Source organism: Caballeronia calidae (assembly GCF_900044055.2).
GTDB classification, from domain to species: domain Bacteria; phylum Pseudomonadota; class Gammaproteobacteria; order Burkholderiales; family Burkholderiaceae; genus Caballeronia; species Caballeronia calidae.
Map to the genome: position 1 here is coordinate 1 of NZ_FCOX02000042.1, position 14650 is coordinate 14650.

14 protein-coding genes are annotated in these 14650 nt (G+C 55.0%); 12 read left to right on the forward strand and 2 right to left on the reverse strand.

The features are described from left to right. Positions 1–436, forward strand: a 436-nt coding sequence (locus tag AWB78_RS29175) for a transposase (protein WP_157697502.1), incomplete at its 5' end; no start/stop codon positions are given. 97 nt (positions 437–533) lie between these two features. Next, positions 534–1118, forward strand: coding sequence for a ParB/RepB/Spo0J family partition protein (locus AWB78_RS29180; RefSeq protein WP_062609839.1), 585 nt, complete (start codon positions 534–536; stop codon positions 1116–1118). Between the two features lie 1396 nt (positions 1119–2514). On the opposite strand, the gene AWB78_RS48575 is transcribed toward AWB78_RS29180, so the two are convergent. Further along, positions 2515–2853 (reverse strand): hypothetical protein, encoded by a 339-nt coding sequence (locus AWB78_RS48575; RefSeq protein ID WP_232477928.1) that lies wholly within the window; start codon positions 2851–2853, stop codon positions 2515–2517. On the opposite strand from AWB78_RS48575, the gene AWB78_RS49845 reads away from it, so the two are divergent. From AWB78_RS49845 to AWB78_RS46825, 3 genes are all read left to right on the forward strand, one after another. Then, positions 2821–3342: a nuclease-related domain-containing protein gene (locus AWB78_RS49845; RefSeq protein ID WP_374729496.1), complete on the forward strand. Its 522-nt coding sequence runs from the start codon at positions 2821–2823 to the stop codon at positions 3340–3342. The two genes, AWB78_RS48575 and AWB78_RS49845, sit on opposite strands and share 33 nt — an antisense overlap. A gap of 585 nt (positions 3343–3927) precedes the next feature. Then, complete coding sequence (locus AWB78_RS29195; protein WP_062609845.1) at positions 3928–4404, forward strand: hypothetical protein; 477 nt, start codon at positions 3928–3930, stop codon at positions 4402–4404. A 384-nt stretch (positions 4405–4788) separates the two neighbouring features. After that, a complete protein-coding gene (locus tag AWB78_RS46825) occupies positions 4789–5841 on the forward strand; it encodes a hypothetical protein (RefSeq protein WP_157697659.1) in 1053 nt (350 codons plus the stop codon). Between the two features lie 532 nt (positions 5842–6373). Here the strand turns inward: AWB78_RS46825 and AWB78_RS46830 are convergent. Further along, entirely contained in the window at positions 6374–7033 is a 660-nt protein-coding gene (locus AWB78_RS46830; RefSeq protein WP_157697660.1) for a hypothetical protein, read from the reverse strand. A gap of 605 nt (positions 7034–7638) precedes the next feature. On the opposite strand from AWB78_RS46830, the gene AWB78_RS49580 reads away from it, so the two are divergent. The 7 genes from AWB78_RS49580 (at position 7639) to AWB78_RS29230 (ending at position 14596) form a co-directional block, all read left to right on the forward strand. Next, positions 7639–7785, forward strand: coding sequence for a hypothetical protein (locus tag AWB78_RS49580; protein WP_332460119.1), 147 nt, complete (start codon positions 7639–7641; stop codon positions 7783–7785). Between the two features lie 42 nt (positions 7786–7827). Continuing rightward, entirely contained in the window at positions 7828–8181 is a 354-nt protein-coding gene (locus AWB78_RS29205) for a type II toxin-antitoxin system VapC family toxin (protein WP_332460120.1), read from the forward strand. A 738-nt stretch (positions 8182–8919) separates the two neighbouring features. After that, complete coding sequence (locus AWB78_RS29210) at positions 8920–9978, forward strand: hypothetical protein (protein WP_157697661.1); 1059 nt, start codon at positions 8920–8922, stop codon at positions 9976–9978. After that, positions 9956–11299 (forward strand): nucleotide sugar dehydrogenase, encoded by a 1344-nt coding sequence (locus AWB78_RS29215; RefSeq protein WP_232477929.1) that lies wholly within the window; start codon positions 9956–9958, stop codon positions 11297–11299. Before AWB78_RS29210 ends, AWB78_RS29215 begins: the two co-directional genes overlap by 23 nt. Then, on the forward strand, positions 11299–12552 hold the full coding sequence (locus tag AWB78_RS29220; protein ID WP_062609851.1) for a glycosyltransferase family 2 protein: 1254 nt from the start codon (positions 11299–11301) through the stop codon (positions 12550–12552). Before AWB78_RS29215 ends, AWB78_RS29220 begins: the two co-directional genes overlap by 1 nt. Before the next feature lie 41 nt (positions 12553–12593). After that, positions 12594–13712: a hypothetical protein gene (locus tag AWB78_RS29225; RefSeq protein WP_157697662.1), complete on the forward strand. Its 1119-nt coding sequence runs from the start codon at positions 12594–12596 to the stop codon at positions 13710–13712. A 158-nt stretch (positions 13713–13870) separates the two neighbouring features. Then, positions 13871–14596 carry a hypothetical protein gene (locus AWB78_RS29230; RefSeq protein WP_157697663.1) on the forward strand — a complete coding sequence of 242 codons (726 nt, stop codon included), beginning with the start codon at positions 13871–13873 and terminating at the stop codon, positions 14594–14596. The last annotated feature ends 54 nt before the right edge of the window (positions 14597–14650 follow it).

Genomic DNA, 14650 nt, shown 5'->3' on the forward strand with positions numbered 1-14650 from the left:
GGCCGAACTGGGTAACTGTGCTGCCGACAGCGGCCAATTGCCGATCGTTCTGGCGGCGGTAGCGCGCGACGCCGGGGCCGCCCCCAAGCAAGTCCTTGCCGATGCGGGCTACCGCTCGGAGGCGACGTTCGAACTATTGCGCGAGCATCCCGCCGAGCTGATCGTGGCGCCCGGACGCGAGGGCAAGAAAGAGGTGAAGGTCGATGCCCGGAAGCGCCCGCTATGCGCTGCGATGGCCGACAAGTTTACTTGTGCGCAAACTCAGGCGGCCTATCGAAAGCGCAAATGGCTGTCCGAACCGCCGAATGCCTGGGTAAAGAGCGTTCTCGGATTTCGACAATTCAGCATGCGCGGACTGGCCAAGGCCCAGGCCGAATGGAAACTCGTCTGCGCGGCGCTGAACCTACGCAGAATGTCGAAAATGACGCCTGCGTAAGTCCCGAAGGGGACAACATTGCCCTGATTTCGCCGCCGGGAAAGCCATTTTTGCGCGCAATGGCGGACCAAACCGCAATCGGCGTTGACGCCGCACGATGTGGCGTCAGTACCGGCAGCTCAAATTCTGTCTGCCGCGCGGATTCCTAGGGGTGACGAATGGAGAGTGGGCAAGTTTCAGTGCCTGTGCGAAGGCGCTCGGGGTATCGCGACGGAATGTTAGCGTTGCCGTTTCGATTCGGGAGCTTCCCGACGCAGTTCGTCATCTGTTCTCTGAGAAGAGCCTAACGTTCGCGGTTGGGAAACGACTTCTCGCGCTCAAGGACGAACTGGGACTCGATGAGATGCTTGTACGGGCACGCGGCATGGAATCAATGTTAGACGCGAGCGGCCGGACGGCGGCAAACGTTCTCTCTGAGCTCAACGCGAAGATTGTCCGCCCGTCGACTGTCACCCGTGTGCGTATTAGGAAAGGAAGAGGCCGAAATCGGCTGGTGATCGAATGTCAAGATTCGGAGCTGCTCTGGAAGTACCGTGCTGAGATCGAGAAATCGATCGGCAAAGTTCTGAAAAAGCGGATTACCAGTTCCGATTTTATTCAGTTTGTGCGCGAATTTAGTGGCATCCTCAATGAAGCTCACGTTGCTCGCTTCCCCAGTACATTCGCGCCGGCTCCCTCCTGAAGATCACATTATGTGATGCGTTGGACAACGGGTCTTGCATGCTTTGATCGACAACCGTCACTCTTGGATGTTTGCCGAGCGCCGCAGCGACGATGTTCCGTAGCGTTGGACCGATCAGCGCCAAGCTATCGCCAATTGACGCTCTGCTCAGACGGTTGTCGGCTGAGCTTGGTGATTCGCTAAAGAACGTCCGTTGCCGATGCACTCTGTATGGCAAAGCTATCAGGATAGCGTTGCTTTGGGCAAGGCCGTTCTCGAAGCCATTCATCTCTCTCGGTAAACGTTTGTCCGAGGTATGTCGGATAACTAACCGCCCGATTTTTCGGCAGACTTTCGCCCCGAGATATCAATCTCAGCCGGCACGGGAAATCAGCAGTCGGGCGGCGAACGCGATACGTCTTTATGCGTCATTTTCAGAAACTACCGCTATTCGGATAGCGTTGCCGCAGAGGACCTCGCAAGTCGCGAGTGGTCAACTCTGGGGCGAAGAAAAGCAACAAACCAATGGTATGCGAGCGTTTCATTCATGCGCTCGGGCGCTTGAATAAGCTCAGTTATACGAAGCGTGAAAGGGCGAGTTATGGCGGCAGATCGCGATATTTTACGCCGCCTGCGGCGAGCCGCAGGGATCTCCCAACGAGCTGAGGCGACTCACGCTCTTGTCCGTGTCGTTCTCGCTCGTTGCCGGGGCGTGCGGGCGTAGTGACCCCGCCTGCACGTCGGGGCGCAATATTTTCTTTCTGTATTGCTTTAGGTCACGGCCGCGCCTTGACTTTTTCTTGTCGCAGGCATGCTGGTTTTGTTCAAACCAGTTCTCCGCCACTATGCCAACGACGAAGCGTCTGTGTCATCCACCACCCGCACAACGAGCGCAAAGCGCCGCTCCTAAGCAGCGTATCTCGCGCCTTATGCGGGCTCGAGCGCGCACGCGCGACCCGATGCGCGCGCAACGCTTGCGCGCTGGCGGAGCCAAAGCATGCGTGCGATAAAACGGAAACCCACCGCAACGTCTGGAGCGTCGGAGCTGAAGCGACCTTCACGGTTCGCGGACGCTGAATTGACGCACCTCGAAAGCGTGATACGCCACCTGCTAAGTGCGAATGCACCGCCCATGCCGCCTTACCTCGACCGGTCTTACTGGGTCAGGCGGCTCGAGCGTTTAGAGAAAGAAACCTGCCTCGTTCCCGCGCAGTTGAAGCGTCTAGGCGCCCTACGACACCTTCTGATGGCGGAAGCGTCATGTCGTCGGGAATGTGCATAAACGTTCACTTATTGGAACGCGCTCAACACTACATATCACGCAGCAATCGGACCCACGCGCCGCTATTGATTGCGCGCGATCGCCGGTTCCATAACCGGGACGGCACGCAATCTTGAACGTCACGATGTCTCTCGCTCAATGTTCTTTGCTGGGTGCGAGCGAGCCAGGCGGACTTAGCAACGCGTCGTCCATCAATCTGCAGCGCTCGGCGAAGACTGATTGATGACCGCAATAAACCAACCGCGAGAAAGCGAAATGAGAGATCCAGTTCAGAAACGAGAACCCGCATTCCATCCGTTGGACGATCGAATGCAAAGCGGCGCCGATCACCTCACTCATCTGCAAGAGCACGATTCTGTCGTGGGCGCACGCCGTCGGCGCGTCTGCCGCTGGTTGCGCCGCCAGATCGCGCCCGTATTCCGCCGCGTGTGTGAAACCCACGTGCGCTTTCGTGAAGACGTAATCCTCGAACATGCGCCGGGCACCGCAAACGCGACGACATTGGTCCATTGCCTTGCCGTTACACATTTCGGTGTTTTCGTGGTCAACTACTACGATTGGAGGGGCGAGGTCAGGCCCGGGACCAACGAAGATGAGCTGCTCGTGATCGATGACTTGGGCGGGGTCACGGTGCACACGTCGCCTCTACGGCGCGCAAAGCCGGCAGTGCGTTATCTACGGTCAGCGCTCTCTCAACACGATTGTCCGGTCGAGAGCATCGCCATATTCGCGCAGGCAGACTGTTGCCTTCATCCGACGGCACCGGACGGCGTTCTAGCGTTGTCCGATTTACATTACTTTTTGCGCACGAGATTGCTCAGCTTTCGCGTAACGCATGCACGTCATCTGGACGCAGCGCGACTTGATAGCCAGATAGCTCGGACATGCGGTCATGCCGGCGAAGCCAGTCACGCTGTCGATCACCGGGCGGTGCTCACCCGTCGTTCAAGAACAAGACGGTAACGCGACGAAGAATCGGAGCGGAAGCACACCAAAAGCGATATAGCGAAACACGGCCAAGGGTAGGGCAGACGCAGCGTCGATTCAACACGGGCAACGCGCCGACACAAGAGCGATCCATACCCCCGTTCCGGATAGAACCCGGCGCGCGTCCGGGCAAAACCGGAAAGACTGCGTTTTTTCGAAGCTTTCCGCCTCACGGAGAACGGCTGTCGGCCTATATTGAATTCACCCACCGCGTTTTAACGCATCGACATGTCAGGCGAGCGGCTTCTGCTCGCCCGTCACCAGATCTTCATCTCTCTATTCGGCGGAATTAAGAACACGCTTGCCCTCGCGAGCGCGCCCGACGTGTCGCCACCATTGTCGGTCGCGTTCTTGATGCCGATTAGTCGGACCGGACGTTTATCGACGGCGACGACTCGCGTGCCGCTCCACCTCTACTTTAATTCCATCGTGTGCGCTTGAGGGCCGATGGGCTTAGCTGATCGCGACGCGCGCACCGGCGCCATCGTTGTTTTAAACCGTTGTAGTCCGCTTTCGGCATAACGCTGGAGAGGCAAACAATTTTCAACCTAAGGAGGTTTTATGAAAGTCGCTGTATTGGAAGTCCGTTATTCAGGCGGTCTGGATCTGACCGATCATGTCGTGGTGCAGACGTCATCTCGTCTCAGCCTATCGCCGCGTCTGAGTGCGTTGCTCGGCATCCTAGAGAAGTCGGAGCGACAGATCAGTATGAGGGTCGAGGTAGATGGAGTCAGCTATCGAGTTGAACGCAAACAGGACGGTGAATATGTTGTAGGCGCGAGACTTAGCCTTGGCGAGCGCTGGTTGTCCAGACTGCGACTCTTTGAAGCGCCGACTGAGTCTCAGCGGCGGCTTAATGGACAGTTCGCCCACTTGCTGAGCGCCTGGGCGCTTATCGGTGCAGGCTATTTGGTCCACGCGACGAAGGCCTGGGACTTGCGCGTAATCATTGAAACAGTTTTGCTTTGCTTCACATCGCTGACGCTATTTGTGGTCGGGCACATTTGCTTTTCGGATGTTCATAGGTCGAATCGCTAACCTTGTAGATCGCCATTGAGCTCGTTGGGTTCGCGGCGCATCGAAATAGGCCGATCGATAGCCAGGCGTGCCGTCAGCGCGTCTGCAATTTCTCGCTGAATGCAAGCCGCGCCGTATCGCGCGGCTTGCCCCAATCGTGCAACGCGATATCCACCCTTAGGACACTGCACTGCCTGCGGAAGCAACGTTCGGAGGTGCGTAACGCCCAGGCAAACTAACCTCTCGTTCCGAGACACGCCAGTCGGTGGACCCAGCACAGGTCGCTTCTAGCGTGGGTTGCCAATCACATTAATCGGGGAACAGAAGAGCGGATCTATCTGACACATTTCAGTACGCAAGCCCGCGTCTCCTAGTCGGACAGGCAGTTGTTCGTTGGAAGTAAAAATGAAAAGCCGCGAAAAGAGAATACATCGAATGACCACTCATAGCACACGGCGCCGCCCGAGCGCGCAGGAGGAAAGTAATGGCGCAAAGATGGGATCCGCAGTAACAATGGACGGGCGAGAAATCGTCGCGGACGAAATCGCGTCTCTCGCTGAAACAAAGGCGTCGTTGAAATGTAAGCATTGCGGCGCTGCCGTTTCTTACGTGCCGCCACACGCGCGCGAGAAGAGAGGTAAGGTGCACTGGGTGAAAGGATATTTCCGCCTGCTTCCGAAATGCGCACACGGGAAAACGTCCGTCTTCGACGTCTTCGATGAGGTTGAAGTGATTGCACGTCGGTCGCTCGGTCTCCTGCAGGCACTAGAGCAAGAACGATATTCCTTCCGTCTCCTCGCGTTCGATGATGTGCGCGATTTGACTGCTCTCCGGTCGCACGCAACGCTCCGGCAAGCGATCGACGCAACGCATCGAACTGGCCCGCTTTTCTCACGTGATCTACGCGGTTTTCTATCTGCATATTTTAATACTGCTAAGAGAGTTATTTCGCTTCGAGCCCTATGTGGAGACGACGGCGTGTTGACGGATCGTCCTAAGTTGGTATTCAATGGGACGTCCGTGTGTTGGAACGACTTCTACTATGAGGAAGAGCGTTTCCTTGCAGCCTATCGCTGGATTGGTCAAACAACGGTTTCCTTTCCTGTCGCTCTCGTGGGCCATGTTTCGGCGATCCAGACCATCCCACGCAAGAACCGGTCGCTGTATGTTCTAAAGCTTGAGAGCCCAGCAGCCACACCTCGCGTCCGTGGTACGAACGTGGGCGAACTAACCCAAGTTGAAGTATGGACGAGCCGACTCGAATGGCTACGAACGCTTGACGAAGGCGACAAAGTGTTGGTGTTCGGACATTGGCGACACGCCGTAGGGCCTACTCATACTCGTCTGCATCGGAGCGGCGACAGGGCGTTTCGGAAGAACTTGTATCGTCGCATGTCGATCTGGTTGTATGCAAAATCTCAGATTTCAAAGATCTGCGGACGAGCAGCAGAGGCGTAACAGCGCGCTGCGTCGCAAAAGTTTGAGCCCTTGACGATTTCATCGGTGTCAGCCTGCGACGGCGAATCCGGGTCGGTAAGGGCGAAGGCCCAAAGCTGTCTGCGCAATCGCTTGATGTAACGACGCTTCATACGTGCCTGCGAACCAAGTCGACGGGCAGCCTCCCATGATAAGGCTTCCTGCCAAGCGGAGACGCCGAGAACCTGGAGACCCGTGCGGTGTGGCCAGAAATCCAGCTTGCCGGGACCCTATACGACACGGCTGAGCGCGCGGCTCACTTCAGTATAGGCGCGAGGCTGCGGTCCGCGTCATATCGTGGTGAGTTCCTGCAAGCCGACCCATTGGGATGTGTGCGAGGCGTTTTGAAACTTTGATAAAAGGGGAGGAGGATATCAGGCGCTCATGTCCGGTCAGTGGGTGACGCGAAGCTTAGTCTCTAGCCCAACTCGTTCTCGGGCAGGAGAAAGGAATCAAGCATGAGCGCAATGGGTCGCAGGCAGGAGCAGCGCGCAGTGCAAGGCTGCTCCGTCACTTACCGATCATCTTCTCCGCCCTTCTTCCGACGACCGATTATGGCGCGACCGAACCGGTTTGCGGCTGCCCTTACGACGAGTGCGGCCGCGACCAAAGCTCCCATCCGATCGCCACGCCTCCGGCTTGGCTGCGTGGTGGTGTCGGAAAAAGCCAACTCACCATCCTTGCGGGATTGCGCCCGCGCCGTTGGCCCTACTACTGAATTTGTGGCTCTTGCCTTGTAATCCAGCATGACTGGAATAGACGCGACGGTCTCCCGCGGTGAGGAGGTACCTGTCACGACATAGTGCTGTAGCTCTGCGACGCCTCGAAGAGTTTGCGCGTTGCGCGCACCCGAGACGTAGTCGGCCGGAAACCCATAATCGAACTGGGTCCGGTCTTCATTGAGAACGCCTGTCTCCGAAATCAGGGTCCCCAGCTTAGGAGGAAGGGATCTTGGCGCAACTCCTGATTCAGCCGGCTGTGATGCGCCTGCAACGACTGAGGTCGCAGCTGGCGCAATTTGGCCGGTCGGGACGTTGCTGCGCAGCGCGTCCTCGGCAAGCCGCTTGAGCAGTGCCGCTCGTTGCCTTGGATTGGGAACGGCAGACACGGCGCGAAACAGCTCTGGCGTAACGCATTCGCGAATCGTTATCTTGATCTGCAATGAGCCCGTCATACGGTCATCCTATCGTCGCGCGTCTTCTCTTGCATCAAAGCTGCTTCGTCCGCGGTAGAGAAATACACGCTGATGTTCGAGAAGCGAAGATTTGTCATAGCATCAATCTGTGGGAGTTAAAACAAGGGGTCGCTTCGAGAGAGCGGTGCGCCGCCGGTCAGCGCCGGCCAAAGAGCATGGGTATGGCCGGTAAGATTCGCAACCTTGAGCGTTCGTGCGGTAACCGGTTGTGATCCGCCTCCGGTATGCAGCGAATCAGTTTCGTAGCATGTGTCCTAGTGTCGGTATCGGTGACCTGTGCCCGACCGTTCAGGGCTACTATACCGAGCAGCAGGCGCAGTCGACCAAGCAAAAGCTCTCAAAATCGGGGTACCTTTTGATGCCGCGCCCCGCTTGCGGCGGTCTCGTCGCTCGTATCTGTTTTGAAATCGGGACACCGTCGTGAGTCAGCTGCGTCTGGAGCAAACTAAGCTAATTGAACTAAGGTTACGGGAGTGCACATGCGCACGTTCAATATGCACGAGGCAAAGACGAACCTTTCAAAGTTCTCGGTGAGACGGTGAACGGCGGGCAGCCGTTCGTTATCGCGAAGGCAGGTAAGTCCGTTGGTCAAGGTTGTCAGGATAGACGCAGAAGTGGAGAAACCGCGCGGGCGTATTGGATTCGTGAAGGGGCAGTTGAAGGTGCCTGATGACTTCGATTCGATGGGTGCGAACGAGATCGCTGATATGTTCGAGGGCACGACGAAGTGAAGTTTCTTCTGGATACGCCTCTGCTCATCTGTGCGGCAGGCGATGATCCAGCGCTCCGAGCAAGCGCGTAGTCGGATCGAAGATCCGACCAACACGCTTTACTTCAGTGCTCAGAGTATCTGGGAGATCGTCATTAAGAGCTCGCTCCGACGTCCCGATTTCGAACTCGATGCCCGCATGTTTCGAACGAACCTTTTCGACGCCGGCTACAACAAGCTCTCGATCGAGGCACATCACGCCCTCGAGATACTTCAGCTTCCGCCGATTCACAGAGATCCGTTTGACAGGATGCTAATCGCTCAGGCGATCTCGGAAGGAATAGTGCTCCTTACGCACGATGACATCGTGCGGCAGTACGATCCTCCCCCGTTCGGTACGTCTAATCGCTTCCACTAACGCAAGCCGGATCGTCAAGACCATCACCCATAGCCACCTCGCGTGATCGTTCGCGGCAAGAGCACGCAACGTGGGCGGCGATCACGCCACTATCAAGTTGAATGGAAGCGAGCCGGCACATATGTGCCTGGCCCCGAGGCATGTCTTCGCGAACCGCCGCGTCGACGTCGAATCTATGGATGCTCGCATCGCCTACCTACGCGTTGCCGGTCGGCTCAGATCGGCGGCGGTCCCCAAGTCTCGCAAACGTTTTCCAATATTGTGCAAAGCGACTGTCGTTGGGGTCAGGCAACCCATTGCATTTGTTGCAAGATCGGCTGCCGAGAAAAGCTATCACAATCCGGCGACGCGCAAACGTTTATCATCCTGATAATAGCTGTCACATATATACAACAAAATCACGAGTGAGCGGCGACGCCAAACGTTTTCTCAGCGGAATTGCGCCAAACGCGCTTTCGAAGTACGAAAGGCTAAGAAAAATTACTAAATATGATAAGAAAAATGGTACGCTTGCGCCTGATTTTGATGCGTAGGAATTACTCATCGTGGCGCGCCACACGACCGTGACAATCGCCACGGAGCATAGGAAGCAAAGCTGTCAATCGAAGGAAAGCACGTCGTTACGATCGTAACGCGTTGTCAAGTGAGTGAACCTAAAGTTCTCGAAGCGGAATCGCTTCGCTCGCCGTTCGTGCGCAGTTCATATAGCGCATTAGTTATCCACGCTTCTTGTTTAGTATGACGAAATTACTGGCATTCCTGAGTGCGACTTTGATCGCAGCATTTTCTGGTCGGGCAATGGCGGACGAGGTTTCCAGCTTTTGCAACATGACTCAGACCCAGGCCGACGTGCAGCGCAATCTTCTGAATTCCCCTGAACTGTTCGCTACTACGGGCAATCCCCAGACAGGCAACAGCAGCACTATCACTGCGGGCGTACGCTGGTCGCTTTCTAAGCACCTCCAAGCTGGAACCGTTAGCAAACTCGCTGATGCAAACTGCGACTCATACAGAGTCGACGCGAAGTTGGCAGAGCAGACGAAAAACGTGGGACAGCGCGCTGACCTGAAGGCCATCGAGTCCATGGAGCCACTCATGCGCCAAGTTTTGGCGCTGGCTAATGAAGAAGTCAAAAAGGAACAGGCGTTGATGCAAGCCAAGGTGTCAACGCTGACCAACGTTAAAGATGCGTTCGATGCCCGGGACTCCATTCGCACGCAACTGGCTAGCTTGGTTCAGACGCGCAGTCGAATTGGAGAGCAACTGCCAGATGCAGAAGTCCCTCTCGGCGAATTGGTCCGTCAGTCTATCGAAGCTAAAGCAGAGGTCGCCAATGAAACAAGCCAATTGGCAGCCCAGTCAGCTTGGGACGTGTCTATTGCTGCCGGTGCGCAGAATGACCCTCGTGCCCAGAATCGCACGCAGCCTTTCGTCGGCCTAACGGTATCTTATAGTTTCGGCGCCCCTGCGGCCAATCGCGCCGCGAACAAGGTTGCCGGACTTACGACTCAGTACTTAAACGAACAGCGCGATGGTCCGCTCCAGCAGTATCAACGGGCCATCGCAACGGTCAAGGGCCTCGTTGAAGGCGAGCGCATCATTCTCCAAGGCCTGGAGGAACGCAAGGCGTTCACCGACGCAACGCTGGAGCGTTTGACGGGGATCACGACGGACGATGGGCAGCGTGCAATACGCCAGACCAGGATAGAGCGATTGGCGAGCGAAGCTCAGATCGCGGGTTCGGTGGCTCGCTTGAAATTCCTGCAGCAATGGATTGAGCGCAACAAACCGATCTAAAGTTAAAAACAATATCTCGACTACCATGCATCGTCCCTTTATTGCCATTGTTGGGCTTGGCTATGTGGGAGCCCCCTTAGCGCTCGCCTTCTCCAAGCATTACGAAGTCGTCGGCTTTGATATTAATCGTCAGCGTATCGATGAACTGCGGAGCGGCTATGATCGTACGCTAGAGAGTACCCCCGAGGAAATCAAAACCTTAGTCGCTGAAAGGCGCATCTCATTTACCAGTCACCCTGAAGACATCAGTGAGGCCGACATATTTGTCATCACTGTGCCTACGCCGGTTAGCGATGCGCAGGTGCCTGACATGAGCTGTGTAATGGATGCGAGCAGGACGGTAGGAAAGGTAATGAAAAAAGGCGCCATCGTGGTGTATGAAAGCACCGTCTATCCCGGCGCCAGCGAGGATGAGTGCGTGCCGGTGTTGGTCGAGGCTTCCAGGCTGAACTATCCCGGGGACTTCGCGATCGGTTACTCGCCGGAACGCATCAATCCCGGAGATCAGATTCACACGCTGACGAACACGACCAAGATTGTCTCGGGCGATAGGCCGGAGGTGCTGGATATTCTTGCAAACCTGTACGGGAAGATTACGACGGTGCATCGCGCGCCGACCATTAAGGTCGCCGAAAGCGCAAAAGTGCTCGAAAATGTGCAACGTGATGTCAACATTGCGCTCATGAATGAGGTATACCAAATCTTCAGTCGATGCGGCGTGAACACCCATGCTGTGTTGGAAGCAGCCGGAACTAAATGGAATTTTCTTAAGTTCACTCCGGGCCTTGTCGGCGGCCACTGCATCTCTGTCGACCCGTACTATCTAAGTCACAAGGCGATGCGCGAGGGCTTTCCGGCTAAGCTCATCCTGACCGCGCGACAAACGAATGATTCAATGCCCGCGTTTGTCGTGGACCAGTTGGTAAGAAAGTTAGCCAGCACTATCGGCTTATCGAGCTCGACTGTAGTGACGGTGCTTGGCGTGACCTTTAAGGAAAATGTCCCTGACGTAAGAAATTCCAAGGTTACCGAAATCGTAAATGAGCTAAGCAAGTTCGGCACGAAAGTTCAAGTCGTCGATCCGCTGGCCCACGCTGACGAGGTCGTGCACGAACTGGGTCTCGAACTGACCTCAATTTCAGTTGCCCAAGCGAATCCGGCAGACGCTGTGATTCTTGCCGTCCCGCATGACGAGTTCTTGGAAAACGGCGGATGGGATTTAATTTCCCGTTTGGCTAAGCCGGGAAAAGCTTTGGTTATGGATTTCAAAGGAACACTAGACACTCGTGAAGCACCAAGTGAACTCATGGTGATCAGCTAATGCTTTTTCATTTTGCTTCCGACCTGTTTCGAATGCTCGCTTTCTGCATGATAGCGAGCATTTTCACGGCGTTATTGTTGCGCCTGGCGACCAAGGCTGCTCATCCGAGTAGGCGTTACGATTTTCAGCCAAAGGTTTCTGTGCTGCTCCCTGTCTACAACGAAGGAGCCGGCGTGTCGAATACAATTGATAGTATCTTCTCCGCTGACTGGCCGGAGAGTAAGCTTGAGATAGTCGCCATCGACGATTGCAGCAAGGACGATTCCTACGCGCATCTAGAGCGATCTCGCCATCGGTATGGCGATCGAATTAAGATTGGTCGAAATTCTGTCAATTCCGGAAAGCATGTGACGCAGGTCAAGGCATCGCATCAAGCAAGCGGGGATGTGTTTATATGCATTGATAGCGATTGCATCTTCGATAAGGACGCTATCCGCCAACTGACTGCCTGCCTTTGGGACGCCCGAGTCGGGGCTGTCGGTGGTTCTGTCGGGGTGCGAAATGTGAACGATAACCTGCTGACCATGGCGCAGGCGGTTTTCTACTTCAGATCGTTTCAGTTCATGAAGACGTTCCAGTATATTCAGAAGAACGTTAGTTGTATAAGTGGCTGTCTTTTTGCCATTCGAGCTCAGCTATACCGAGAGCTTGAGCGAGAAATTCACGACAACAATTTCCTTGGCGCTAGGATCCGAAACGGCGAAGACCGTTACCTGACCCATCTGGTTGCTCTTCGCGGGCTCCGCACCGTCATCAATCCGAACGCCATTTGCTGGACTTCAGTTCCTAACAAGTTCTGGGTACTCTTTTCCCAACAGCTGCGATGGTCTCGCTCCGGGTATAAAGACTTGCTTTGGACGCTAAGCACATTAGGTAGAAATTTCAGAATCGTCGGTGTAGTTCGCACAATGGCTTGGCTTAATCCGTTATTGATAGGATTGCTTGTTTTGATATTTACGATTCTTTCCGTCCCGATGTTTGGCCCTGGTGCATTTGTCCGTGCGATGGGATTTGGGATGTTTTCGTCTGTTATTCTTAGCTTTTTCAACGTTCTTCTTTATAGCTGGCTTGCGCCGAGGCTCATGCCCGGGTCGAAAAGGCTTGATCACCCCTTGCTTTTTGTATTTTGTGGTCTTTGGGGCCCGGTAGTGCTAGTGCTGCACTTCGTTGCTCTGCTCACGCTCGACATCGGCGCGTGGGGTACTCGTGAGACTCCTTCTGTCACGCAAAAGCAGCCTTCAACTTCAGCTTGATTTTCGACTGGTTTGCCCTCTTTGGCATCGACCTGTAAACAATGAACACTCGCACTCCCGTCGTTTCCGGTTTCGTTTCACGTTTGACTCAGCACGGCTTTGCTCCCGTTCAGAAGTATCTGCTGCACGGCTATCGATGGCTGGCTGTGATTCTTCTGGGTACTGTTCTGCTCTCTGCTGCTTGTTATGGCATCGTCACTATCACCTATCTGGTGAATACGAATTGGGTCGCGCCCGTTGTGTTGTCCAAGTCGGACCCGAAAGTGGCCGCGTTGGCTGGGCAGATCTTCACTGCGAAGCAGAATCGAGACACAATGAGGGAAGAACTCGATAGCGCCGACCAAGCCCGTAAGCTTCTACAGACGCAGCACGACTGGTTAAAAGGCATTATTGCCCGTTACGAAAGCTCGCTTGGCGCGGAGAAAGACGCTGACGCGGCCTTCAATGGTAGACTAAAACAACTCGTCAAGGAGAAACGCGTCGTCGATGCGAGGACAGCGGAAGTGGTGGCTTCGAATAAGAAAGCAGCAACAGCCATCGACCAGGAGTTAGATGCGGGGCTGATCACCGCGAATACGGCCATCAACGCCAGAGCGCAGCTGGTTGCGACGGAAGCTGCCCTCAACACGGGAAAGATCGGCACCGCAACATTGGACAATCAGATTTCGCAGCTGACCCGTGGTGTTCACTCGCTGCAGGGCGGGAACACGTCACCAGAAGCTATGCAAAGCCTTGCACAGGTTAGCCTCCTTAAGCAAGAACTGGCGGAAACGGATCTTAAACTGGTGCAATTGAATGCGGACGTTAGCGCTAAAAGCAAGCAGGTTGTGGAAGTCGACGCGCTTCTACGTAGCCTGAAGGGCAGTCCGTATTACATGGCGGCCTATGGCGAGAAAGATCTGCACCGTTTCGCCTTTGTTCCGTACGACAACGAAGACGCGTCCCGGGTGGGCGCGCCTGTATTCGCCTGTAAGCTGCAGATTGTGTGGTGCTCGAAGGTCGGTGTCGTTAAAGCCATCACGAAGGATGAAGAACGCGCGCAGCATCCGTTGTTCAATACGCAGATACGTGGTGTGCTGGTTGAGCTGGATTTAGAGGACGAGAAAGCGGCTAAGAGCCAGACTCTGTTCATGAGTCACAGTCCGTTCTATATTCTATAGCCGGGTCAATGCAGATCAGGTGGCGAAACAGTCTTAGCGAAGCAGCTTGGTGTCTCACTAGCTTGTTAGTGTCCCTCATCCCATGCGCGTCTTACGCTAGAGAGTTTAAGGTTTATGCGTTTATTCCATGGCCGGAACACGTGGAGAACGGACGGCGCGTGGGCACTCCACCTCTGGATGCTTTTCTAAGTAGCTTGGGGTTCAAGAACATCAAGGTGCTCTACGAGAAGAACTATGCAACGAATGGAGTGCCTGACGATGCCAAGGCGCGCGATGTAGCGCGTGCCGCTTCTAAAGAAGGTGTCGAACTCGTTTCTCTGGACAACGAGTTTGGTGACAGGCTTCGTCCGGAGACGGTTATTCCACAGACCCTCGAGTTAATTCGCCTTTTTCGTAACCATGGCAATTCTTTTGCTCTCGGCGTGTACGCTACTGCCCCTCAGGCAACCTACGGATGGCATCCGGAAAAGCTTGAGATGACCGAGGGACTTAATGTTCAGTACAAGTCCGTCGCAGAGGCCGTCGATGTCCTTAGCCCCGCGCTATACAACTATGACGGCCACGATTTCGAGAAATGGAAAAGGAGCGCCTATTTTCATATTTCGCAATCAAAGATCTATGGTGGCAAACCAATCATCCCTTACATCAGTCCTTACGTCGAGCTCAAAAAAACAGAGGTGCCCAGAAATGGCGTCAAGGTAGAGGAACTTACGGAGCAGGAGATGAGGGAGCGACTGAATGTACTGTACGATCAGGGCGCGGATGGTTGCATTGTCTGGGCTAGTAGTCAGTCGGTTGGTCCGGACAACAAGCAACTACTATTTGATCCCAGTCGAGGATGGGGAAAGGCGCTGGTTGAATTTATACGTGAACATCAGCAATGATTGTCTCTAGCCTCACGATTCAATTTCTCCGCGAGAATAGGAATGGCGTAGGCC